At 70.6% G+C, this 22,599-nt stretch carries 23 protein-coding genes; 13 read left to right on the forward strand and 10 right to left on the reverse strand.

The window, feature by feature from the left end; all coding sequences use genetic code 11:
* Positions 1 to 935: competence protein CoiA family protein (locus VF647_26085; GenBank protein ID HEX8455577.1), on the reverse strand; the 935-nt coding region annotated here is incomplete at its 3' end.
* A gap of 86 nt (positions 936 to 1,021) precedes the next feature.
* Positions 1,022 to 1,378, reverse strand: coding sequence for a hypothetical protein (locus VF647_26090; protein ID HEX8455578.1), 357 nt, complete (start codon positions 1,376 to 1,378; stop codon positions 1,022 to 1,024).
* A 206-nt stretch (positions 1,379 to 1,584) separates the two neighbouring features.
* On the opposite strand from VF647_26090, the gene VF647_26095 reads away from it, so the two are divergent.
* From VF647_26095 to VF647_26125, 7 genes are all read left to right on the forward strand, one after another.
* Positions 1,585 to 2,457 (forward strand): lipid A deacylase LpxR family protein, encoded by an 873-nt coding sequence (locus tag VF647_26095; protein ID HEX8455579.1) that lies wholly within the window; start codon positions 1,585 to 1,587, stop codon positions 2,455 to 2,457.
* A gap of 176 nt (positions 2,458 to 2,633) precedes the next feature.
* Positions 2,634 to 2,963, forward strand: coding sequence for a hypothetical protein (locus VF647_26100; GenBank protein HEX8455580.1), 330 nt, complete (start codon positions 2,634 to 2,636; stop codon positions 2,961 to 2,963).
* A 2-nt stretch (positions 2,964 to 2,965) separates the two neighbouring features.
* The gene (locus VF647_26105; protein HEX8455581.1) at positions 2,966 to 4,111 is read left to right on the forward strand and encodes a glutathionylspermidine synthase family protein; all 1,146 of its coding nucleotides are present in this window, start codon (positions 2,966 to 2,968) and stop codon (positions 4,109 to 4,111) included.
* A gap of 389 nt (positions 4,112 to 4,500) precedes the next feature.
* A complete protein-coding gene (locus VF647_26110) occupies positions 4,501 to 5,193 on the forward strand; it encodes a queuosine precursor transporter (protein HEX8455582.1) in 693 nt (230 codons plus the stop codon).
* A 3-nt stretch (positions 5,194 to 5,196) separates the two neighbouring features.
* Positions 5,197 to 6,429 carry a sodium/glutamate symporter gene (gene gltS / locus VF647_26115; protein ID HEX8455583.1) on the forward strand — a complete coding sequence of 411 codons (1,233 nt, stop codon included), beginning with the start codon at positions 5,197 to 5,199 and terminating at the stop codon, positions 6,427 to 6,429.
* A complete protein-coding gene (locus VF647_26120; GenBank protein ID HEX8455584.1) occupies positions 6,429 to 7,004 on the forward strand; it encodes a peptide deformylase in 576 nt (191 codons plus the stop codon). Before gltS ends, VF647_26120 begins: the two co-directional genes overlap by 1 nt.
* Before the next feature lie 235 nt (positions 7,005 to 7,239).
* Positions 7,240 to 7,941 (forward strand): Nif3-like dinuclear metal center hexameric protein, encoded by a 702-nt coding sequence (locus VF647_26125; GenBank protein HEX8455585.1) that lies wholly within the window; start codon positions 7,240 to 7,242, stop codon positions 7,939 to 7,941.
* Between the two features lie 36 nt (positions 7,942 to 7,977).
* Here VF647_26125 and VF647_26130 read toward each other — a convergent pair whose 3' ends face one another.
* Positions 7,978 to 8,442 (reverse strand): MarR family transcriptional regulator, encoded by a 465-nt coding sequence (locus VF647_26130; protein ID HEX8455586.1) that lies wholly within the window; start codon positions 8,440 to 8,442, stop codon positions 7,978 to 7,980.
* A gap of 124 nt (positions 8,443 to 8,566) precedes the next feature.
* Between VF647_26130 and ligD the strand changes: the two genes are divergently transcribed.
* Both ligD and VF647_26140 read left to right on the forward strand, forming a co-directional pair.
* The gene (gene ligD, locus VF647_26135) at positions 8,567 to 9,523 is read left to right on the forward strand and encodes a non-homologous end-joining DNA ligase (protein HEX8455587.1); all 957 of its coding nucleotides are present in this window, start codon (positions 8,567 to 8,569) and stop codon (positions 9,521 to 9,523) included.
* Between the two features lie 147 nt (positions 9,524 to 9,670).
* Positions 9,671 to 10,699 (forward strand): ATP-dependent DNA ligase, encoded by a 1,029-nt coding sequence (locus VF647_26140; protein HEX8455588.1) that lies wholly within the window; start codon positions 9,671 to 9,673, stop codon positions 10,697 to 10,699.
* A gap of 461 nt (positions 10,700 to 11,160) precedes the next feature.
* On the opposite strand, the gene VF647_26145 is transcribed toward VF647_26140, so the two are convergent.
* Positions 11,161 to 12,912 (reverse strand): DUF885 domain-containing protein, encoded by a 1,752-nt coding sequence (locus VF647_26145; GenBank protein ID HEX8455589.1) that lies wholly within the window; start codon positions 12,910 to 12,912, stop codon positions 11,161 to 11,163.
* A gap of 307 nt (positions 12,913 to 13,219) precedes the next feature.
* Here VF647_26145 and VF647_26150 point away from each other — a divergent pair, with 307 nt between their 5' ends.
* Positions 13,220 to 14,806 (forward strand): VWA domain-containing protein, encoded by a 1,587-nt coding sequence (locus VF647_26150; protein ID HEX8455590.1) that lies wholly within the window; start codon positions 13,220 to 13,222, stop codon positions 14,804 to 14,806.
* A gap of 349 nt (positions 14,807 to 15,155) precedes the next feature.
* Here the strand turns inward: VF647_26150 and VF647_26155 are convergent, their stop codons facing one another.
* A complete protein-coding gene (locus tag VF647_26155; protein ID HEX8455591.1) occupies positions 15,156 to 15,728 on the reverse strand; it encodes a pyridoxamine 5'-phosphate oxidase family protein in 573 nt (190 codons plus the stop codon).
* 149 nt (positions 15,729 to 15,877) lie between these two features.
* Between VF647_26155 and VF647_26160 the strand changes: the two genes are divergently transcribed.
* Positions 15,878 to 16,756 carry a DMT family transporter gene (locus tag VF647_26160; GenBank protein HEX8455592.1) on the forward strand — a complete coding sequence of 293 codons (879 nt, stop codon included), beginning with the start codon at positions 15,878 to 15,880 and terminating at the stop codon, positions 16,754 to 16,756.
* Positions 16,757 to 17,127: 371 nt separating this feature from the next.
* Complete coding sequence (zapE, locus tag VF647_26165) at positions 17,128 to 18,156, forward strand: cell division protein ZapE (GenBank protein HEX8455593.1); 1,029 nt, start codon at positions 17,128 to 17,130, stop codon at positions 18,154 to 18,156.
* A 60-nt stretch (positions 18,157 to 18,216) separates the two neighbouring features.
* On the opposite strand, the gene VF647_26170 is transcribed toward zapE, so the two are convergent.
* From VF647_26170 to VF647_26185, 4 genes are all read right to left on the reverse strand, one after another.
* Complete coding sequence (locus VF647_26170; GenBank protein ID HEX8455594.1) at positions 18,217 to 18,723, reverse strand: ferritin-like domain-containing protein; 507 nt, start codon at positions 18,721 to 18,723, stop codon at positions 18,217 to 18,219.
* Positions 18,724 to 18,735: 12 nt separating this feature from the next.
* Positions 18,736 to 18,993: a GlsB/YeaQ/YmgE family stress response membrane protein gene (locus VF647_26175; protein HEX8455595.1), complete on the reverse strand. Its 258-nt coding sequence runs from the start codon at positions 18,991 to 18,993 to the stop codon at positions 18,736 to 18,738.
* A 328-nt stretch (positions 18,994 to 19,321) separates the two neighbouring features.
* Positions 19,322 to 20,488, reverse strand: coding sequence for a bifunctional oligoribonuclease/PAP phosphatase NrnA (locus tag VF647_26180; protein ID HEX8455596.1), 1,167 nt, complete (start codon positions 20,486 to 20,488; stop codon positions 19,322 to 19,324).
* A 96-nt stretch (positions 20,489 to 20,584) separates the two neighbouring features.
* Positions 20,585 to 21,016, reverse strand: coding sequence for an AAA family ATPase (locus VF647_26185; protein ID HEX8455597.1), 432 nt, complete (start codon positions 21,014 to 21,016; stop codon positions 20,585 to 20,587).
* Between the two features lie 95 nt (positions 21,017 to 21,111).
* On the opposite strand from VF647_26185, the gene VF647_26190 reads away from it, so the two are divergent.
* Positions 21,112 to 21,780 (forward strand): hypothetical protein, encoded by a 669-nt coding sequence (locus VF647_26190; protein ID HEX8455598.1) that lies wholly within the window; start codon positions 21,112 to 21,114, stop codon positions 21,778 to 21,780.
* Between the two features lie 59 nt (positions 21,781 to 21,839).
* Here the strand turns inward: VF647_26190 and VF647_26195 are convergent, their stop codons facing one another.
* On the reverse strand, positions 21,840 to 22,565 hold the full coding sequence (locus VF647_26195) for an energy transducer TonB (GenBank protein ID HEX8455599.1): 726 nt from the start codon (positions 22,563 to 22,565) through the stop codon (positions 21,840 to 21,842).
* Positions 22,566 to 22,599: the final 34 nt, after the last annotated feature.

Consider the following 22,599-nt stretch of genomic DNA (forward strand, 5'->3'; position numbering starts at 1 on the left):
AACTGCTCGTGCAGGATGCGCCGCGTCTCGGCGCGGTCGGCGCCCAGCACGGGGGAGCCGATGCGCGCGCCGCTGTCGTCGCGCTCCAGCCACGACTCGGCGGCCTCGCCCTCCTCGCGCCGCTCCATCATCGAGATCCCCACGGCGCGGCAGCGGTTCTCGCCCGAGCTGCGGCCCGCGTTGGCGCGGTAGACGTGCACCAGGCGCCGCGCCACGCGGTGGGTGCCGTTGCGCTCGTCCTCCAGGAGTCCGCGGTACAGCCCCTCGTGACGCGGACAGCGCCACACCCGCGGGTGGAGGCGGCTGTCGCCCAGCAGGGGGAGGGGATCGTCCGGAGTCCACGGGTCGCAGTGGTCCGGGAGGACGCCGCGCGCGGGGACCTCGATCCACGGGAGCCCAAGGGTGCGGTACTTGGCGGCCTTCTCGTCGTCCACCGCGTGCGATGCGTAGACCTCCACGGCCGCTACGATGGAGCCGCCGCGCAGGAGCACCAGGTCCGCGCGCAGGGAGGGAAGGGAGTGCTCCACGCGCACTTCGTCCCACTCCAGCGGCCACGTGTTCTCGGGGGCGGCGGTGCAGCGCTCCGTGCTGCGCTCCTGCGGCACACGGTGGCAGACGGGGCGCACACGCAGCGGCCCACCGCGGCCGAGTTGCTCCGCGAGGTGCACCTTGGCGGCGTGGTGCAGCGCCCCCTCGCCGCGCGCGGCGGCGCACTCAGAGCCGGCAAGGTGCGCGTAGTGGGGGCGGTTGCGCGCGCCCAGCTTGAGCCAGACCCGCTCCAGGCACACCGGGCAGAAGCTGCGCGGCCGGCGGCGCGGCGGGAGCGCGCGATATGCGACGACGGGCACGAGGAGGTGCTCCACGCCCGGCGCCTCGGGGACGATGCGGTCGCCCTCGTCGCGGAATGCGCGGCGCGCGCCGTCCACCGCCGCCACGGATGCGGCGGCGGCTCCGGCTTCATCCGCCGCGACGTACGCCCACGCCAGGCGGATCTCGGCCGCGCGGGACTCCGTGGAAACGGTCAGCCCGCCAGCGCCTTGCCGATCCGCGCGACCGCCGCATCGGGATCGGCCACCTCGACGATCAGCTGGTCGTAGCGTTCGTCCGCAAGCTCGATGACGATCGTGTTCTCGGCGCGGTGCACGTCCCAGAAGATGCGCTTGCCGTCCTGGTAAAAGGTCCCCGCCACGATGACGCCGGGGATGTGTGTTCCCGGCGCGCGCAGCCCCTTGTACCATCCGCGCGCCACCGCCGGATCGCGCCGCGCGCCGCGCACGTGCTGCAGCGGTATGGTGAGCGAGCTCTTGAGCGCCCACAGCTTGTCCATCCCCTTCACTTCCAGGTGCAGTGCACCGCCCTCGATCTCCAGCTCCACCATGCGTTTTCTCCCGTGGCCGTGGGTGTGCGTGTTGGGTTCGGAATGTGGCGGGGGCGGTTTCGTCGGGGCAAGGTGGGTGGCCCTCACCCCCGCTCGTTCCTCGCTGCCCCCTCTCCCGATAACAGGAGAGGGCTGCGCCCTCGCCGTTATCGAGAGAGGGGGCGGTGTTTGATTACGGGAGAATGGGTGTGCGGATTCGGATCTCGATGGTCGTGGTTGCCCTGCTCTGGGCTGGGCCGGCGGGAGCTCAGGGGGTGCGCTCCGTGATGCTGAGGCTGGACAACGACATCCTCGCTCTGCGTGGGCGGGGGGCGCCGGCGGATTACGATTACACGCAGGGGCTCGTAGTGGGTCTGGAGTTGGATTCGGCGCCGCGGTGGATGCCAGGGTGGCTGCGCGCGTGTGATGCGGGCGCGGCGCAGGCGTGCGGGCGGACTCGCGTCGAGGTGGGGCAGCGGATCTACACGCCGCGGCGGGATGCGGCCACCCCGATTCCCGGGGAGCGGCCGTATGGGGCGTGGCTCTACGCGGGCGGCGGGGTTGCGCGGGAGAGTGGGCGTGGGGTGCGGTCGGTGGAGGTGGAGCTCGGCGTAACGGGGCCGCCTGCTTTGGGAGAGCCGGTGCAGAACGGGGTGCATCGGCTGACGGGTTCGGAGCGGCAGGTGGGGTGGGCGCACCAGACCGGCTTCGAGCCCGGCATCCTCCTGCGCTTCCAGGAGGGGAGGCGCTGGGAAGGGGGCGCGGTGCGAGTGGAGCCCGCTGTCCGCCTGGAGATCGGGAACGTGAGGACGGCGGCGGCGGTGGGCGCGTCGGGGGTGCTGGGGCGCGGCGCGGGTCCGTATGCGCGGCTGGCAGGGCGGCAGGAGTGGGTGGTGCGCGACATCTTCCTGGATGGCAACACCTTCGGGAGCCGCTCTACAGCGCGCAAGCTGCCCTTCGTCAGCGAGGGCGAGGCGGCGGCGGGGTTCCGGACGCGGAAGTGGTCCGCCGAGTACCGCTTCGTCGCCCGCTCGCGCGAGTACCGCGCGCAACCAGAGGGCCACGCGTACGGTTCGCTGGTGCTGACGGTGGCGCGCTGAGCGGGTGCGGGAGTGACCGGTTCGCGCGGAAGGCGCACCGGGTGCATCTTGCTAGCCGACGAACGTAGCGGCTCGCGGGGCGTGGAACCGATGGCTCGCGAGCGTCGTAACACCCTGTGTTTCCAATGCCCGGCGAACGTCCGGCGCATCGGCTGGCCTCTGCCAAACGGCGACCCGTGAAGAAGTCCACTGCCGTACGCCTCACCCTGGTATCCGCCCTGGCCGCCGGCGCCGTGGGGTGCGCCGACGATCGCCCGGAGCAGACAGTGCGCGGGTGGTGCGATCCCGAGAACCCCGACGTGTGCGACGACCAGCCCCGCACCGGCTTCGTTCCCATCTTCTTCCCCATCTACCACCGCGGCATCTACTACGACAATCGTGGGATCGGGCGCACCGGGCCCGGCGGCGCCGTGGTGGCCAACGCGCCGCGCCCCAGGGTGTCCCGGGGCGGCTTCGGGCGGATCGGCGCCGGGCGCAGCGGCGGGATCGGACGCGCCGGGAGCTGAGCGTGCGCCGCGAAGCCAATCCGCCGCGCCCCGACTGGGAGCGCCGCGTGCAGGAGGTCGGGCTGCGCCACCACACGGCCGGCGGAGTGCCGTACTGGAACGAGGAGGCGCACTACGTCTTCTCGATGGCCGAGGTGAGGCGCATCGAAGACGCCACGCGCGAGCTCCACGCCCTCTGCCTGGAGGCGGCGGAGGCGGTGATCGAGGGGAAGCGCTACGCCGAGCTGGCGATCCCGCCGCTCGCGGTGCCGCTGATCGAGGCGTCGTGGGAGGAGGACGCGCCCTCGCTGTACGGGCGCTTCGACCTGTCGTACGACGGGCGCGGCGAGCCCAAGATGCTGGAGTACAACGCGGACACGCCCACGTCGCTGGTGGAGACGGCGGTGGCGCAATGGTACTGGCTGGAGGACCGCTTTCCCGGCACCGACCAGTTCAACCGCATCCACGAGGCGCTGGTGGAGACGTGGGCGGAGCTGCGCCCTTACCTCGTCTCCGGCCGCGTCCACTTCGCCTCCTTGCCGGACGCGGAGGACGAGGCGACCGTGGAGTACCTTCGGGACTGCGCGGAGCAGGCGGGGCTGCAGACGGTGCAGCTCCCGGTGGAGGAGATCGGGTGGGACCCGAGGGCGCGGGAGTTCGTGGACGCGGAGGGGACGTCCATCCGCTGCGTCTTCAAGCTGTACCCGTGGGAGTGGATGGTGCACGAGGAGTTCGGGATCAACCTGGGGCGCGTGCGGGCGCCGGTGCAGTGGATGGAGCCCGCGTGGAAGATGATCCTCTCCAACAAGGGCATCCTCCCGATCCTGTGGGAGCGGAACCCCGGCCATCCCAACCTCCTCCCCGCCTACCGCGACGACCTCCTCTTCACCCCGGCGGACGCGTACGTCGCCAAGCCGCTCCTTTCGCGCGAGGGAGCGAACGTGCGCATCGTTTCCCCCTGGCATACGCAGGCGGAGACGGGCGGCGATTACGGCGAGGAGGGGTTCGTGTTCCAGGAGTACGCGCCGTTGCCAGCCTTCGACGGGTGGCAGCCGGTGATCGGGAGCTGGATCGTGGGGCAGAGCCCGGCCGGCATGGGCATCCGCGAGTCGGGCGGCCCGATCACGGATAATCTGAGCCGGTTCGTGCCGCATCGGATCGAGGGGTGAGGTGCGTAAGTGCGGGCGGCGGCGCGCGGGAAGGCACGGGCAGCCACGTGGGGCGGCCCCTACGGGATTGGTGTCCGGTGCGGGGGGCGGGGCGGCGGAAAGGGTGGGCAGACACGCAGGTCTGCCCCTACGGGTGTTTGTGATCGCCACGGATGACGGTGCCGCACGGGGCACGGGCGCGATGAATCGCGCCCCTACCGGGATCTGTGGGCCTCACAACCACATACGCCCCCTCTCCCGATAACAGAGGGCGGAGCCCTTTCCTGTTATCGGGAGAGGGGCAGCGAGGAACGAGCGGGGGTGAGGGCCCGGGGGCACTTTGCGCCGCCTCCACCCGTCCGCTACACTAGTCGCGGCATCCCACCTCCCCTCCTTCCGCGCGCGTCCTCATGTCCGCACCGGTGCGCAAGAGCTACAAGTATTATGACCTGATCACGGCGGTGTTCGTGACGGTGCTGCTGTGCAGCAACCTGATCGGGCCGGGGAAGGCGGCGTCGCTGTGGGGGTATAACTTCGGCGCGGGAATCCTGTTCTTCCCCATCTCCTACCTGTTCGGCGACGTCCTGACCGAGGTGTACGGCTACGCCCGCGCGCGCCGCGTGGTATGGACCGGGTTCGGGGCGCTGGCCTTCGCGTCGTTGATGAGCTGGGTGGTGCTGGCGCTTCCGCCCGCGGCGGGGTGGGTGGGGCAGGAGGCGCTGGTCTCCGTCTTCGGGCAGACTCCGCGGATCGTGCTGGCGTCGCTCGCGGCGTTCTGGGTGGGCGAGTTCGCCAACTCGTATGCGCTCGCGCGGATGAAGGTGGCCACCGCCGGCCGCTGGCTCTTCTCGCGAACCATCGGCTCCACCATCGTGGGCGCGGCGGTCGACTCCGCGATCTTCTACCCGGTCGCCTTCCTGGGGGTGTGGAAGACGCCGTTGGTGATGCAGGTGATGCTCTCCAACTACGTCCTCAAGGTGCTCTGGGAGGTGGCGGCGACCCCCTTCACCTACTGGGTGGTGAACGCGCTGAAGCGGGCGGAGCACGAGGACTATTTCGACCGGGAGACGGACTTCACCCCCTTCAAGCTCGCGGCGGAGTAACCGATGCTGAAGCTGGACCTGGTGCACACGCTAGCGTTCGCGGGCGTGGTGCTCGTGGTTGGATACGGGGTGCGGCGGATGCTTCCCGTGCTCGCGCGCTACAACATCCCCGGCCCCGTGATCGGCGGGCTGATCGCGTCGCTGGTGGGCTGGGCGGCGCACTCGCGCGACACGCCGCTCTGGGAGTTCGACACCACGCTGCAGGCGCCGCTGATGATCGCCTTCTTCACCACCATCGGCTACGCGGCGTCGCTGCGGCTGCTCAAGGTGGGCGGTCCGCAGGTGCTCCTCTTCTTCGGCCTCGCCACCCTCTTCGCGGTCGTGCAGAACGTCGTCGGGGCAGGGATTGCGACGATGTTCGGCCTCCACCCCCTCTTCGGCGTGCTGACCGGCTCGGTGACGCTGACCGGCGGACCCGCGACGGGGCTCGCCTTCGCGCCGACCTTCGAGGCGGCGGGGGTGCCGGGCGCCACCACCATCGCGGTCGCATCGGCGATGGTGGGGATCGTCTTCGGCGGCGTGATCGGCGGGCCGGTGGGGACGCGGCTGGTGGAGCGCCACCGGCTCAACCGGAAGCTGCGCACCCCCGCGGAGATCGAGACGCCCGTCGCCACGGACATCGTGGAGGCGCAGCTCGCCGAGCCTGCCCCCGCCGCGCCGCAGGGTGAGGACGAGGGGTCGTGGGAGCTGCTCAAGGCCGTGGTGCTCATCCTCCTGGCGATGTGGGCCGGATCATGGGTCAGCGCCGGCTTCACCGCGCTGGGCATCACCCTCCCCGCCTACATCGGCGCCATGCTCGTCGCCGCGCTGATCCGCAACCTGGACGACGCGCTCGGCTGGATCGGCATCCGGCAGAGCACGGTGGACGACGTGGGGAACGTGGCGCTGGCGCTCTTCATAGCCATGGCGCTGATGACGCTGAAGCTGTGGGAGATCTCGAACCTGGCGCTCCCCATGCTCGCCATCCTCGCGGTGCAGGTGATCCTGGTGGCGCTGATCGCCGCGTGGCCCGTCTTCCCCCTGATGGGGCGCGACTACGATTCGGCGGTGATGGGCGCGGGGTTCATCGGCTTCATGCTGGGCACCACCGCCAACGCCATGGCCAACATGCGCTCGATGGTGGAGCGGTACGGCCCCTCGCCGCGCGCCTTCCTGGTGGTGCCGATGGTGGGCGCGTTCTTCATCGACTTCACCAACGCGGTGATCATCACCGTCTTCGTCAACCTGCTGAGCTGATGTCCGTCCGTCCCATCGTCCGCCTGGGCGACCCGCTCCTGCGCGAGATCTGCGCGCCCGTACACGACCCCGCCGATCCCCACGTGGCGGAGACGGTGCGCGACCTTGCGGACACGCTGGCGCACTCGCGCGCGACCACCGGCTACGGTCGCGCCATCGCCGCCCCGCAGATCGGCGTCCTGGAGCGGATCGTCTTCCTGAACGTCGACGGCGCGACGCCGTGGCCCTTCGTCAATCCGTCCATCGTGGCGCACAGCGACGAAGTGGTGACGGTATGGGACGGGTGCCTGAGCTTCCTGAGCATCTTCTGCCAGGTGCCGCGCCGGGCGTCGGTCACCGTGCGCTACCAGGACCTCGCCGGCGCCTGGCACGAGGTGGAGGCGGACGGCGACCTGTCCGAGCTCCTCCAGCACGAGATCGACCACCTGGACGGCATCCTGACCGTGGACCGCATGACCGACGTGCGCACGCTGGTCACGCGCGAGGAGTTCGAGCTGCGGTACCGTGCGGAGTCGCCGTACGGGGCCCCCTCCCCCCGGCCCCCTCCCCCGCCTGCGGGGGCGCAGGGCGGGTGAGGGGGAGAACTGCAGCCCGCGCCGCACAGACCCGGTAGGGGCGCGATTTATCGCGCCCGTCTCACGGGCTGCGCCGCCGCCCGCCCTCCGCACACCGATTCCGGTAGGGGCAGACCTGCGTGTCTGCCCACCCTCGCCCCCGCGCGAATCATCGCGGATCGGAAGGAATCCCGTAGGGGCCGCCCCGCGTGGCTGCCCGTGCCCGCCCCCGCTCCGAACCCCGCCCTCTGACGCCATGCCCGGCCTTTCCGACCTCGCCGCCAGCATCGAGCAGATCACCGGCGCGGATCGTTTCGCGGATCAGCCGCCCAGCATCATCGTGGTATGTACACGCGACGTTCGAAGGCTCGGGCTGGCGCTGGAGCCATCCGCCGCGGTGATGGAGCGGGTGCAGGATGAGGGGCTGGATGCGCTCTTCCTGCACCGGCCGTGGGGCGTGGAGGCAGCCGAGCTTGCGGCAGGCGTCGGGGTTCTGGCGAGCCACCTTCCGTTCGACGAGCGGCTGACCATCGGCTACAACCCTGAGCTCGCGCAGGCGCTGGGCCTTGCCAACGTGGAGGCGCTCGGGGCGAAGGGGGGTCGCCCGCTCGGGATGATCGGGGACTTCACGGGTGGGAGGGAGGCGCTTGTGAAGCGGATCGCCGCGGAGTTCGGGGAGCCGGAACACGTCGAACCCGGGCGAATCAGCCTGATCGAGCGCGTGGCGATGGTAGGCGCGATGACGGACGCACTGGTGCGCGACACTGCGGCCAGGGGCGCGGGCGTCTATGTGACCGGACAGATGCGCGCCCCCGCCCGCGCGGCCGTCCTCGAGACCGGCATCGCCGTCGTCGCGGTGGGCCACAGGCGCGCCGAGGTGTGGGGCCTCCACCTGCTCGCACGCCTGCTCCGCGCGGAGTGGCCGGGGCTCGCCACCCTCGTGCTCGACGCACCGTGAGGGGGCAGCGAGGTGACGAGCGGGGGTGAGGGCTCCTCACTCCTCCGCATCCCCCACCAGCGCCCGCAGGAGGCGGATGGCTTCGCGCTTCTCCTTCTTGCCAAGCGGGGCGAGCGCGGCCTTGATGCGCGCGGTGTGCTCGGGAAGGATGCGCTTCACCAGCGACTCGCCCTCGTCCGTGAGCGCGGCGAGGCGGGCGCGGCGGTCGAGGGGGTGGCCGCGGCGCTCCACCAGGCCGCGCTTCTCCAGGCGGTCCACCAGGTAGGTGATGCCGCCGCTGGAGACCAGGACGCGCCGCTGCACCTCGCCCACGAGCATGGGGCCGCGGTGAAGGAGCGCTTCCAGGACCCCGAAATCCGCCGGCGTGAGGCCATGCCGCGCCAGGTCGTCCGCGGCGTGGGCCTGCACGGCGCCGTACGCACGCGCCAGCGCCGCCCACAGCCGCAGCGTGAGCGACTGCGCCTCCGCGGGCGTGGGATCGAGTTCGGGGGTGAGGGGCATCTCGGCTCCATGGTGCGGCGGGTGCTGAGCGCGGGGTCCGCAACACCCGGACCTCACCGGCAGGGTTGTTGCGAATCCGGAGGTGCTCGCGGCGCAGGTGGCGGCAACCCGAACCCCACTTTTGATGAGCCCCCGATCCACGGCAACGGAAACCGCCGGCACGGAGTTGATCCCTGCGCGCGGCAAGGAGTGCGAGGTGCAGGTGGGAGGACGGGTGGTGCGGCTCACCAACCTCCACAAGCCCTTCTGGCCCGAGGATGGGATCACCAAGGGCGACCTGCTGCGCTACTACCTCGCCGTCTCCAGGTGGCTGCTGCCGCACCTGCGTGGACGGGCGATGGTGATGAAGCGCTACCCCAACGGCTACAAGGGCCCCTTCTTCTTCATGAAGCGCACGCCGCCGGGAGCGCCCGAGTGGCTGAAGACGTGCGCCATCGAGCACAGGTCCAAGAGCATCATCGACTTCCCCATCATCGACGACGAGGCGTCGCTGCTCTGGGCCGTGAACCTGGGGTGCATCGACCTCAACCAGTGGTACGGGGTGTGTGAGGACTACAACCGCCCCGACTACCTCCACTTCGACCTCGATCCCGTCCCCGGCGCAGACTTCGCGCGCGTGCGGCAGGTGGCGCTTCACGTGCGCGACGCACTGGCCAAGCAGGGGATGAAGAGCTACCCCAAGACCACGGGGAGCAAGGGAATCCACATCTACGTGCCCATCGTGCGCGGGCCGCTGCAGAAACAGGTGTGGACCTACGCCAAGTGGTTCGCGCAGACGCTGGAGAAGCGCTTCCCCGATCTCGTGACCGCCGAGTACCGCGTGGCGAAGCGGCCCGCCGGGCGCGTGCTGGTGGATTACAACCAGAACGCGTGGGGGCGCACGCTGGCCTCCGTCTACTCCGTCCGCCCCAAGCCCGGCGCCACCGTCTCGACCCCTGTCACCTGGGACGAGGTTGAGGCGGGGATCGAGATCGAGGACTTCACCCTGCGCAACGTCCCCGCGCGCGTAGCCGAGCTGGGCGACCTGTTCCGCCCGCTCGTGCTGAACCGCGGCCGCTTCGACCTGAAGAAGGTGATGTGATTTGGACGAAAGTGCTAAGTGCTAAGTGCTAAGTGCTGGACTGAAGTGCGTGAGTGCGTTAGTGCGTGAGTGCGCTTTTCACTTAGGACTTAGCACTTAGCACCTAGGACTTGCATCCGATTACTTGCCCACGACCCCGAGAGCCCGATGGATCTGCCGATCGCGCTGGACTACGCGCCCATGGAGGCCGAATCGCAGGCGGAGATCCCCGCGGGCGAGGGGTGGCAGTACGAGCCCAAGTGGGACGGCTTCCGCTGCCTCGCCTTCCGCGACGGCGACGAGGTGGATCTGCGCTCGAAGTCCGGCAAGCCGCTGGCGCGCTACTTCCCCGACGTGGTGGAGAACCTCCGCTCGCTGCGGGCCAGCCGCTTCGTGCTGGATGGCGAGATCGTGGTGCCCGTGGGCGATTCGCTCAGCTTCGAGGAGTTGCAGCTTCGCCTGCACCCCGCCGCCAGCCGCGTGCAGAAGCTGGCCGCGGCGCACCCGGCGGTCTTCATCACCTTCGACCTGCTGCTGGGCGCGCGCGGCGCTCCGCTGATCGAGCGCCCCCTCGCCGAGCGGCGCCCGAAGCTGGAGGCGTTCGCGGAGCAGTTCTTTGGGGACGACGAGCGCATCCGCCTCTCGCGCGCCACCACGGATGCGGCGCAGGCGAACGACTGGCTGTGCGGCGGCGTGAAGGGGCTGGATGGCATCATGGCGAAGCGCCTGGACGCCGCCTACGCCAGCGGCGAGCGCACGGCGATGGTGAAGGTGAAGAACCTGCGCTCCGCCGAATGCGTGGTGGGCGGCTTCCGCTACGCAGCGAAGAAGAAGATCGTCGGCTCGCTGCTGCTGGGGCTGTACACAGCGGACGGGCTGCTGCACCACGTGGGCTTCTGCAGCGCCATCCCCGAGGAGGAGCGCGCGCGCCTGACTCCCGAGCTGGAGAAGCTGGTGGAGGCGCCGGGCTTCACGGGCTCCGCGCCGGGTGGGCCGAGTCGCTGGAGCACCGAGCGCTCCACGCAGTGGGAGCCGCTGGCCAGCAAGCTCGTTGTGGAGGTGCAGTACGACCACTTCAGCGGCGACCGCTTCCGCCACGGCACCCGCTTCCTGCGCTGGCGGCCGGACAAGGAGCCGCGCCTGTGCAGCATGGAGCAGGTCGTCAAGGACAGCCGGTCGACGGCGGCGCTGTTGTAGGGCGGGCGGGGCCGGGCGGGGGCCCCTCCCCCGCTCGTTCCTCGCGGCCCCTCCCCCAAAACCGCCTGGGGGAGGGGCGGTGGCGTGTTTGGGTGTGCGGGGAGGCGGGGTTCGTCGTGCGGGCGGGCACGGGCAGCCACGTGGGGCGGCCCCTACGAGGTTTCGGGCCTGGCGCCGGGCGGCGGGGCGGGGGCAAGGGTGGGCAGACACGCAGGTCTGCCCCTACCGATGTGGGTGCGCGCAGGGCGGGCGGCGAAGCAGCCCGTGACACGGGCGCGAACGGCAGTTCTCCCCCTCACCCGCCCTGCGCCCCCGCAGGCGGGGGAGGGGGTCGGGGGGAGGGGGCCCTCTGCGCGCCGAAGCACACCCAGCTCCCTCTCTCGATAACGGCGAGGGCGGAGCCCTCTCCTGTTATCGGGAGAGGGGGCAGCGAGGAACGAGCGGGGGTGAGGGCCCTCCTCCTACAACCCCGCCGCCGTATCCCCCGGGATCATCGCCCGGCGCGCGAGCGAAACCGGGAGGCCCAGGCGCAGGAAGCGGTCGTGGAACTCGCGCAGGGAGAAGGGCTTGCCCTGCGACTCCAGGTGGCGGCGGTAGTCGTCGCGCAGCTTCAGGATCTGCATGCGGCCCAGGGCGTAGTACAGGTACGTAGGATCGTTGGTGCCGCGCTGCGTCTCGCGCAGGGCGGGGAAGGGGGCGAAGAAGGCGATCTCCTCGAACCGCTTCGCCGCGTCCTCCACCGACGCGCCGTAGGCGTGCATCGCGAGGCCGGCGTGCCAGCGCGCGTGCCGCTGGAGCGCGCGCCGCAGCTGGCCCAGGCGCACCGCCGGGCTGCCGCCGCCCAGCCCCTCGTCCACCATCATCTGCTCCGCGTAGTGCGCCCACCCCTCCACCAGCGACGAGGGGGTGAAGACCTTGCGCACCTCGGTGGGGATCTGCGAGCGGTAGAGGAGCTGCACGAAGTGGCCGGGCATCGCCTCGTGCACCGTGATTCCCAGAAGGCCCGGGTAGTTGAAGTAGGTGAGGTGCTGCTCCTTCTGCTCCGCCGTCCACGCGGGGTCCACGTTGGTGATGTTGTAGAACGCCTCCGTGGCGACGTCCTCGAAGGGCCCCGGGGTGTCCATGGAGGCGAAGCCCTGCCGCGCGTACTCCGGCGTCGGGCGCACCACCGGCATCCGGTCGCTGGGCAGCGTGACGATGCCGTGCTCCACGATGAAGCGGCGGATGGTGTCGAGCTGCGCGCGGGCGGTGGGGATGAGCTGCTTGGGCGTGGGATGCACGCCCGTGATGGAGTCCATCACCTGGAGCGGAGTGCGGCGCGGGTCGATGCGCGCCGCCTCGCGGGCCACCCGCGCGTGGTAGTCGCGGATGGCGCGCTCGTTCACGTCGCGAAGCTGGTCCGCCGTCAGGTCGACGAACTCCTCGTACTTCACCTTCCTCTCGAAGACGGAGCGCCCCAGGCGGAAGTCGCCGCGGGCCGTGGGTACCACGTCCCTCTCCAGCCACGCCGCGTACCCCTCCATCTCGGTGATGGCGCGATTGCGCGCGGCCTCGAAGCGCGTGCGCAGCGCGGCGTCGGCGCTGCCGGCGCCCTGCGCGGCGAGGGCGGCCGGGAGATCCTGGCGCAGGAAGCTCACTGTGCCGCGCGTGTTCCGCACCGCGTCCGTCGCCCAGAGCTGCGGGACGTCGGCGAGGTTGGCGCGCGCGGCGGCCAGGACCGCCGGGATGCCTTCCATGCGCGCGATCAGCAGCTCCATCCGCCGCGGCGCAGGGGCGAACTCGCGCGAGGCGATCGACGCCAGACCACCCGCCACCACGTTGTTGTAGTACGACGGGTTCTTTCGCCACCCGCGCACCTCCTCCCACTCCAGAAGCTCGGCGCGCAGGGCGTGGTCGAGGATCTGGTGATCGAACCGCGCGTCCTGGTTAAGGGACGCGGGGTCGATGGTGCCCAGCTCGGCCAGGAATCGGTGCAGCTCGGCCGTACGGCGGTCGATCGCGGGGCGTGAGAGGTCGGGGAGGCGCTCGTCGAAGCGGTGGATCCCCAGGCCGGTGGAGCGCACCGGATCGGCGGCGTAGTACCAGTCCAGAAAGGTGCGCGCGAAGCGGTCGTAGCGCGCCTGCTGGCCGGCGTTCGCGGGGGCGGGGGCGGTGCGCGGCGCCGCGGGGGCGCACGCGGCCAGCGCCAGCGCGAGCAGGACGGTACGCCTCATGGCTCATCCGTGCGAAGTGTGTGCGGGTCGGGAGGTCGCTCCGAAGATAGCCCGCCCTCCGCGCGGGGCGCCACCCGGCGTCAGAACAGGGGGTGCCCGCGCCGTTCAATGAACGAAGCTCCGCGGTTCATCGAACGGCGACCGAACGCCCGGCCCGCGTCTCCGGAGCGGGCGGCAAAGCGCGCAAATCGTGCGCACGCAACGGCTTGCGGCGCGCGGCGTCGTGGGCCCCTTCGATGCACGGGAGCGGGCCATCCCCACCGGCATCCGCCGGCGTCGCGATCCATCTCCACCCGGACGGTGCCGTATGTGGAAGCGCTCTCCCCTCCTCCTGATCGTCCTGCTGGCCGCCTGCAGCGAATCCGGCTCCGACCAGGGCTCCTCGATCCAGCGGGAGGAGCTGATCGACTTCGTGGAACTGGAGAGCGCGCAGACGCCGAGCGACAGCGGCGGGCCGGCGGGCATGATGTACGAGACCGCGCAGGCGATCCCCCCCGAGCTCGAAGACGGCGGGTCCGGCCTCGCGAGGACGAGGGGCGAACGATACGCGTCGCTCAGCGAGAACCGCTTCATGGATGCGCGCCGGGCGCCGCTCTCCACATTCGCCATCGACGTGGACGCGGCATCGTACAGCAACGTGCGGCGCTTCCTCACCAGCGGCGCCCTTCCGCCGGCCGACGCGGTGCGGATCGAGGAGCTGGTCAACTACTTCGATTACGACTATCCCGATCCCACCGGCGAGGACCCGTTCTCCATCACCACCGAAGTATCCGCGGCGCCGTGGAACCCGCGCCACCGCCTGGTGCACGTGGGGCTGCAGGGGCGGCGGATGAGCACGGAGCGCCTCCCGCCCAGCAACCTCGTCTTCCTGGTGGACGTCTCCGGCTCCATGCAGTCGCCGGACAAGCTGCCGCTGGTGCAGGAGAGCCTGCGCATGCTCACGGACCAGCTTCGCCGCCAAGATCGCGTCGCCATCGTGCTGTACGCGGGCGATGCGGGGGTGGCGCTTCCCAGCACATCGGGCGCGGACAAGGCGGCCATCCGCCGCGCCATCGACGCGATGTACGCGGGCGGCTCCACCAACGGCGCGGGCGGCATCACCACGGCGTACGAGACGGTGCGGCGCAACTACATCCCCGGCGGCAACAACCGCGTGATCCTGGCCACCGACGGCGACTTCAACGTGGGCGTCAGCACCGACGCGGAGCTGGTGAAGCTGATCGAGCGCGAGCGCAACGACGGGATCTCGCTCACGGTGCTGGGCTTCGGCACGGGGAACTACCAGGACGCCAAGATGGAGGCGCTGGCGGACCACGGAAACGGCAACTACGCCTACGTGGACGACGTCGGCGAGGCGCGCAAGGCGCTGGTGGAGGAGATGGCGGGGACGCTGCACACGCTCGCCAAGGACGTAAAGGTCCAGGTGGAGTTCGACCCGGCGCGCGTGCAGAGCTACCGCCTGATCGGCTACGAGAACCGGGCCCTGGCCGCGCGCGACTTCCACGACGACCGCAAGGATGCCGGCGAGCTGGGCGCGGGCCACTCGGTGACTGCGCTCTACGAAGTCGTCCCCCGCCCCGACGCGGACGGCGGGCAGCTGCTGACGGTGCGGCTGCGCTACAAGGCGCCCAACGGCGTGCACAGCCGCGCCCTCGCGCGCGCCGTCCCCAACCGGGTCACGCCCCCCGCGCGCGCATCGGACGACTTCCGCTTCGCCGCGGCGGTGGCGGAGTGGGGGATGCTCCTGCGCGGCTCCGCCTACCGCGGCTCCGCATCGTACGACGCCGTGCTCGCCCGCGCCCGCTCCGCCCGCGGCCCGGACCTGCAGGGCCACCGCGCCGAGTTCGTGCAGCTCGTGGAAGCGTCGCGCCGGCTGGGTGTGCGCGGCGAGTGAACGGAACAAGTGCGTGAGTGCGTTAGTGCGTGAGTGCGTTCCATTCATTTGTCATCCTGAGGGAGCCGCCCGACGGATGCCGACGGTGCGCCGTACTCCTGCGGCGACCGAAGGATCTACTGCGCGAGGCAGGAGGACGGCGACGTACCACGGGCCTCGCGCCACGCGCAGTAGATCCTTCGCTCCGCGCCAGAGTCTGGAGCACGGGCGAGGGCGGAGGGGCGCGGGGCTCAGGATGACAAAAAAGGCGGAGCGCGGAGGAATTCTCCTCCGCGCCCCCGCCGCCTCAAGCGCACTAACGCACTAACGCACTAACGCACTAACGCACTAACGCACTAACGCACTTCTGTTACGCACTTCCGTGCATCTCCTGCCCCGACAGCGTCCGCGTCTCGCCGATGTTGGGCTCGCTGCCGGTGACGATGCCCTTCACGACCTCAAAGAGCACGACCGGGCGCGGGGTGTTGTTCACCATGTAGACCACCGAGTCCGCGTCCACGGCGATGAGGACTATGCGCGGATCGTCCGGGCCACCGTCGCGCTCGCCGCCCTCGTCGCCGAACCAGGCGCGCCAATCGGGCTTGTAGAGCTCGTGGATCTTGGCGCGGTCCCGCACCAGGCGGGCGCGCGCGCTCACCGACACCCACTCGCGCGTGCGGTCGCGGTAGAAGGAGACGTTGACGTGCGGGTCCGTCTCCAGCTCGTCCAGCTTGTGCGACTCCAGGTCGGTCGCGAACCACAGGTCCGCGCCCTCGGCCTGGCCCTGCGCCGCCATCGGGCGCGACACCAGGTGTCCGTCCGCGCGGCGCGTGGTGAACATGGCGATCTCGATCCCCTCGATCAGGCGGTACAGGTCCGCCAGCTTCTTCTCGGTGGGGACGTTCTCGGTCGCCCCGTGCTTTCCATCCTTCCAATCCGACATGCTACGACCTCCAAAATCCAAGGTTAGTGTAAGGTCCGGAGGCGGGCGGGTGAGCAGTATGCGTGCCGCCCGGCCTTGCCCCGCGCCCCCACGCGCGGCATCCTTGGGCGCCCTCTGACGAACCAGCGCATCTCCGCACCGCACGATACGTGAACCCGCGCACCCTGCACCGCCTCCAGATCCTGGGCGCCGCCCTCCTCTTCTCCACCGGGGGGGCGGCCATCAAGGCGACCACGCTCACGAGCTGGCAGGTGGCCGGGTTCCGGTCGGGGATCGCGGCGCTCGCCATCCTCCTGCTGGTGCCGTCCGCGAGGCGGGGGTGGTCGTGGCACGTGGTGCCGGTGGGGCTGGCGTACGCGCTGACGCTGGTCACCTTCGTGACGGCGAACAAGCTGACCACGTCGGCCAACGCCATCTTCCTGCAGTCCACGGCGCCGCTGTACGTGCTGCTGCTGAGTCCGCTCCTGCTGCGCGAAAAGATACGCCGGAGCGACGTGGCGTTCATGGCGCCCATCGCGCTGGGGCTGGCGCTCTTCTTCCTGGGTGCCGAGGAGCCGGTGCGCACCGCGCCGGACCCCGCGCGCGGCAACCTGATGGGCGCGGCGAGCGGCCTCCTGTACGGCTTCACGGTGATGGGGCTGCGCTGGACGGGGAGCCGCGGTGAGGGCTCGGCCGTCCCTACCATCGCCGCGGGGAACGTGTTCGCTTTCCTCCTCTGCCTCCCCGCCGCGCTTCCGGTGACGGGCGGGGGGACGGGGGACTGGCTGGCGGTGGGGTACCTGGGCGTCTTCCAGATCGCGGCCGCGTACGTCCTGCTCAGCGCCGGCATCCGCCACGTCGGCGCGCTGGAGGCGAGCACGCTCCTCCTGCTGGAGCCCGCGCTGAACCCCGTGCTCTCCTGGATCTTTCACGGCGAGGAGCCGAGCGGCTGGGCGATCGCCGGCGGCGTGCTGATCATCGGCGCTACGGTTCTGAAGACGTGGTGGGACGGGCGCGCCGTCACGGAGCCGGAGGCGGCGCCGGGGTGAGGGACGCCGCCCCCGCATCAGCCGGGGGATGAATCCCCCGGCTGGAACCACGGGAAGCCGGCTGAAGCCGGCTCGTGAGGCGCGGCATCAAACCCCTAGTCCGCGCAGGCGGACTTTGCGTGGTTCCAGCGGCGAATTCATTCGCTCCTGGCCCGGGCCTCGGCGGATTCACGAGGCACGGGCAGCCACGCGGGGCTGCCCCTACGAGGTTCCGGCGCGTGCGGCGAGGATCGAGATCGGCAGGGGGGCGCGGTGAATCGGCGGTGATCGCGCCCCTACCGCCGATCTCGCCCCCGAGTCCGCGCAGGCGGACTTTGTGCTGTTGTTGCCGCGAGTTCACTCGCCAGGACCAACCCCCAAACCCCGATCCCGTGCTTTCGCTGGACACGCTACTGAGTGGACTTCCGCGGCGCCCCCAGGCGGGGGAGCTGCTGGCGGGCTTCGTACCGCCGCCGCGGTTCGCGAACAAAGGGTTCGACGACTACCGGCCCGATGCCCGGCATCCCTCGCAGGGGGCGGCGGTGCAGCGGCTGCGCGAGGTGGCGGCCGAGCTGCGGGAGGGGACGCGCGTGGGGTGGCGCGGGCTCTTTCGTCCGGCCCGCACGGGGAGCGGGGTGTACCTGGACGGCGGCTTCGGCGTGGGGAAGACGCACCTGCTGGCCGCGCTCTGGAACGCCGCGCCCGCCCCGCGCGCCTATCTCAGCTTCGACGAGCTCGTCTACACCATGGGGCTGCTGGGCGTGGACGGGACGCGCGAGCTGTTCAGCGGGCAGCGTCTGGTGTGCGTGGACGAATGGGAGCTGGACGACCCCGGCAACCTGCGCATGGCGCTCGCCTTCCTGCGTGGCGCGCTGGCGGACGGCGCGCGCGTGGCCGCCACCTCCAACACCGTACCCGACGAGCTGGGGCGCGGGCGCTTTCCGCAAAAGAGCTTCGCCGCCGAGATCGAGGAGCTGGCCGCAGCCTTCGAGACGCTCCGCGTGGAGGGCGAGGACTTCCGCCACCGCCTCTTCCGCGCCGATCCCGGCCGAGCGCTCTTTCTGGACGAGGCCGCCATAGAGGAGGCCGCGCGCAACGCCCCTCCCCGCACCCTGCGCGCGCCCTTTGCCGAGCTCCTCGTGGCGCTGGGGGAGGTGCACCCGATCCGCTACGCCACACTGGCGGACTCGCTGGAGGGGTTGCTCGTCGATGACATGATGCCCATCGGGAGCATGGCGGAGGGGCTGCGCTGGGTGCACTTCATCGACAAGGTGTACGACGATGCGCTGCCGCTCGCGGCCACCTCGGGAGTGTCGCTCGGTGAGATATTTCCGGGCGACTTCGTGGCGGGGCCGTTCGGAAAGAAGTTCTCGCGCTGCCTCTCGCGGATGGAGGAGATGCTTGGGGAGAGGACGGGTTGAACGACGAAGCCCCCGCGGCACATGCCGCGGGGGCTTCGATTCGTATCGCCGGCCGACGGGCTACTCGGCCTGCGTCTCCGCGATGAGCTTCCTGACCGCGCGGACGGCGTTCTTTTCCAGGAACTTGGCCATCGCTTCCTCTTCCAGCAGGCTCTCCTGCAGGAGGGGGAGGCACGCGTTCTCGCCCATCGCGGTGGCGATGGCGATGGCGGTGCGGTAGGCCGCGATCTCGTAGTGCTCGATGCGCAGGCCGGACCCGATGTCGAACGCCTCGAGGATCGGCTTGGACGGCTTCTCCTCGGACTTGAAGGAGTCGTGCTCCTCGCGGAGCCCGATCGCCGCCTCGCACTTCTCCGCCTTGGCCTTCTCGCCGAGCACCTTGAAGACTTCCTGGATGCGCTCGATCTGCCCTTCCGTCTCCCGCACGTGCTCCTCCAGGCGGGCCTTCATCTCCGGGCTGTTGACCTCGCGCGCCATCCCCTTGGTCCCCGTCAGGAACTTCCGTTCGGCGTAGAGGATGTCGCCCAGCTCGTGCAGGAGGAGCTCCCGCATCTCCGTAACGGCCATTCGCTCGCTCCGTTAGACGTGCGAGCGGCGGCCGGCGATCATGCGGTACAGCGCCAGCAGGATCAGCGCGCCGATGATGGAGCCGATCAGCCCGGCGTTCCCGTCGCTGCGGCCGCCCGTCAGCATGTTCCACAGGAACCCGCCGACGACCGAGCCCGCGATGCCCAGCAGGATCGTCACGATGATGCCACCCGGATCACGCCCCGGCATGATGAGCTTGGCAATGGCGCCCGCGATAAGGCCGAGGATGATCATCCAGATGAAACCCATGGTTCGCCTCACGGTCGGGTGAAATCGTCGGCCCACGATGGACCGCCGTCGCGGCGCGTCCAACGCAATTCAGGTGCCGAACGGGGGAAGTGCGTGAGTGCGGGAGTGCGGGAGTGTGGAAGCGAGCACCGGACTGGCTCGGAGTCCTAAGTGCTAAGTCCTTAGTGCTGAACAACATTGCGCTCTTCTTTGCCCGCTTATTCCCGAGTAAAGACAAAACAGCAATCTCACACAGAGACACGGAGACACAGAGGAAAGGGCACGGAGCCAACTCCGTGGCTCCGCGCCCCCACTAGGCACCAGGCACCAGGCACTTGGCACTTAGGACTCAGGACTTAGGACTTTCTTCCTCGAACACCTCATCCAGGTCCTCCACCCCCGCCGCCTCGAACACCTTTCGACGGATGCGGCGGTCGAAGAGAGCCCACTTCAGGCGCTGCTGTTCGTCGTCGTCGTCGTCGCCGGTGAGGAAGCCGACATCGATCTCGAAGCCGCCGGCGCGGGAGCGGCCGCCGCCGTAGGGACGGCCGCGCGGGTCGTTGCCCAGGCAGTCCTTCAGGAAGCGGTCCACGTGCAGCGTCGCCTTGTTGGTGCGCAGGCTGCCGGAGATCACCTCGCGCCCGTCCTCGCCGTCGTCAAGCAGGCCGTAGACGATGACGGTGTGGACGTTCTCCTCGGTGAGGAGGAAGTCGGCGGCCTGGGGGATGGCGTCGCGGTCGGCGAGGCGCACGCAGCCCACGCCCGCCACGGAGAAGCCGCTGCGCACCACGCGCTTGCGCAGCGCTTCCTCGATGATGCGCAGCGTGGCGTGCGACTTCTGCACGCAAAGCACGCGCTCCAGGAGCACCGAGTCCATGAAGCGGCTCAGGTACGCCGCGGCGCGGTACTCCGGCGGGCGCGCGTGGACGAAGCCGTCCGTCTCGCTGTGCAGGCCGTGCATCAGCGCCGTGGCCAGGCGCACGTGCGACTCGTTGCCCGCTTCCAGCGTCAGCAGCTCGCCGCTCTCCAGGTACTCCGAGATCAGCGTGGCCGCCGCGCCCACGGGCCGCACGTCGGAGAAGATGGGGTCGAGCACGCCCTGCGCATCGTGGTGGTCGATCACCGCCAGCGTCGGCACGCCCGCGGCGGCGAGGCGCTCGGTGAGGTGCGTGGTGGTGCCCTGGTTGTCCACGAAGACGGCGGCGCTGTACCCGTCCAGCTCCATCCCCTCCTCGTAGAGCACCAGGCGCAGCTCCAGGAGGTTGACCAGCGCGAGGTTCTCCGGGTGGCTGATCTTGCCGTCGTACATCACGTCCACTTCGATGTCGAACCGCCGCGCGATCTCCAGGTACGCGAGCCCCGTGGAGATGGCGTCCGGGTCAGGGAAGTCCTGGATGGCCACCACGTGCTTCTCGCCGGCCCGGCTGGAGAGGAGGCTCGCCAGCTCGGCCGCGCGCGCCGCGCTCTCTTCGAGCGGCGTGGGGGGCGTCTCCAACGTCTGCACGGGTTCGGACATCGCTCGCGTCTTCCGGGGGGTCGCGTTCCTTCCCCTGCCGCTGATGGCGAGCGCCGTGCCAGAACTTCAACGGCCGTTTCACACAGAGACACAGGGCTACTCCACCGCCTGGATTGTGAAGCCGCCCGCGACGATGCGGACGACGTGGAGCTCGTCTAAGCCTTCGGCGAGGGTGGGGCGCTCCAGGCGCTTGAGGGTGCCAAAGAGCCCGCTCGGCGGCACCTGGCGCGGGCGGGCGGCGTTGCGGGCCACGGAGCCTTTCGGGTCCGGCTCGAAGAAGTAGCCGATGGTGCGGAAGCCGGCCGCGCGCGCCGGTGCCAGGTAGCGCGCCCGCTCGGCCACGGTCGGGTTGGTGTTGTCGATGACGAAGCGCTGCCCCGCCTCGACGCACGCCTCCATCAGCAGCCGCTCGCGCCGCCGCGTGCGCACCATGTCCAGGCTGATGCGCACGTGCGTGTCGAAGAAGCGCTCGCGGTAAAAGGTCGACTTCCCCGCGGCCTGGATTCCCACAAGGATCACGGCTTCCATGCGGTGGCCGCTCCGCGAGAACGGTGCCCTGTGGACGCCGGGGCGTGCGAGTTGCTCACGCGTCGGCGGAAACGGCACTCTGCCCAGGAGGGGGAATGGATTCAGGGGGCGACGGAAGGATCGCGGCACGGCCGGGGACGCCTTCCGGCACGGTGGAGCCGGGGCTCCAGCGACTTCCGCTCGCCGGGACGGAGGCACTGCTGTACGTGCCCGCCGGCTACCGCCTCGAGACGCCCGCGCCGCTCGTGCTGGCGCTGCACGGGGCAGGCGGCAATGCCCAGCACAGCCTCGATCCGCTGCACGGCTTCGTGGACGATCTGGGGTTCGTGCTCCTCGCGCTCAAGTCCGTGGGGCGCACCTGGGACGTGATCCTGGGCGGGTTCGGCGCGGACGTGCGGGCGATCGACGGCGCGCTGGCCCACGTCTTCGGGCGCGTCGCGGTGGACCCGGAGCGGATCGTCGCCAGCGGGTTCTCGGATGGCGCATCGTACGCGCTCTCGCTGGGGATCACCAACGGCGACCTGTTCAGGCGCATCGTCGCCTTCTCGCCCGGGTTCATGGCGCCCGCATCGCGGCACGGGGCGCCGGGCGTCTTCGTGTCGCACGGGACGCGGGACCAGGTGCTCCCGATCGACGTGTGCAGCCGCCGCCTGGTCCCGAGACTGCGCGAGATGCGGTATCTGGTGGAGTACCGCGAGTTCGACGGCGGCCACACGATCCCGCCCCGCATCGCGCTGGAGGCGGCGCGGTGGATGGTGAAATGACGAGAGGCGCGGAGAACGGGTCTCCGCGCCTCCTCGGAATTCCTCTTGCTGCGCAGCTGTCAGGGGCGGTAGCGCAGGCGTACGTCCTCGTCGCGCTCCATGGTCACGGGCACCCCGTCGATGAGCCCGGGCTGGAACCTGCGGCTGAGGAGCGAGTCGTGTACCCAGCGGTCCAGCTCCCTCTCGCCGGAGGAGCGGACGATCTCGAGGCTGCGGATCTCACCCTGCGTGCCCACGATCACCCGCACACGCATCGGCGGGGGAGCCTGCTGCTGGTCGAGCGCGGCGGTGCTCAGCTCGAAGCGCGTGGTGGAGCGGGGCTGGCAGACTTCGGAGCGGCCCACGCGGAAGACGGTCTCGGCGGCCGGATCGATGCGCAGCCGGACGCTCCACGGGCTCCCCGCGCGCTGCGCGCGGATCGAGTTCCGCAGCAGCGCGGTGACCTGCGGCTCCTCGCCCTGCGGAAGCCAGTAGTCGATCGGCATCACGCGCTCCACGCTCCCGTCCGCCGCGAAGGCGACCGAGTAGAGCGCGGTCATCTTGCCGTCGCGGATCGGGTGCTCCTGGGCGAATTTGGCCATGCTCTGGGCCAGCGCCGCGGAGTCCGCCAGCACGGCGACGGAGGGAAGGGTGCCCGGCTGCCTCACGGTGGTGCACCCCTCGCGGGGCGCGGGCTTGTCGGTCAGGAGCTGCGGGTCGCGGGCGCGCTGGGCATCCACCGGCGCCGCGAACGCCACGGCGCAGACGAGCGCGCCGAGCGCCGTCCCTCGGAGGGAAAGGATCATTGGAATGCTGGTTCTGGAGGGGGTTCGTGCGGAC

It is taken from the genome of Longimicrobium sp. (genome assembly GCA_036387335.1).
Taxonomy (GTDB): domain Bacteria; phylum Gemmatimonadota; class Gemmatimonadetes; order Longimicrobiales; family Longimicrobiaceae; genus Longimicrobium.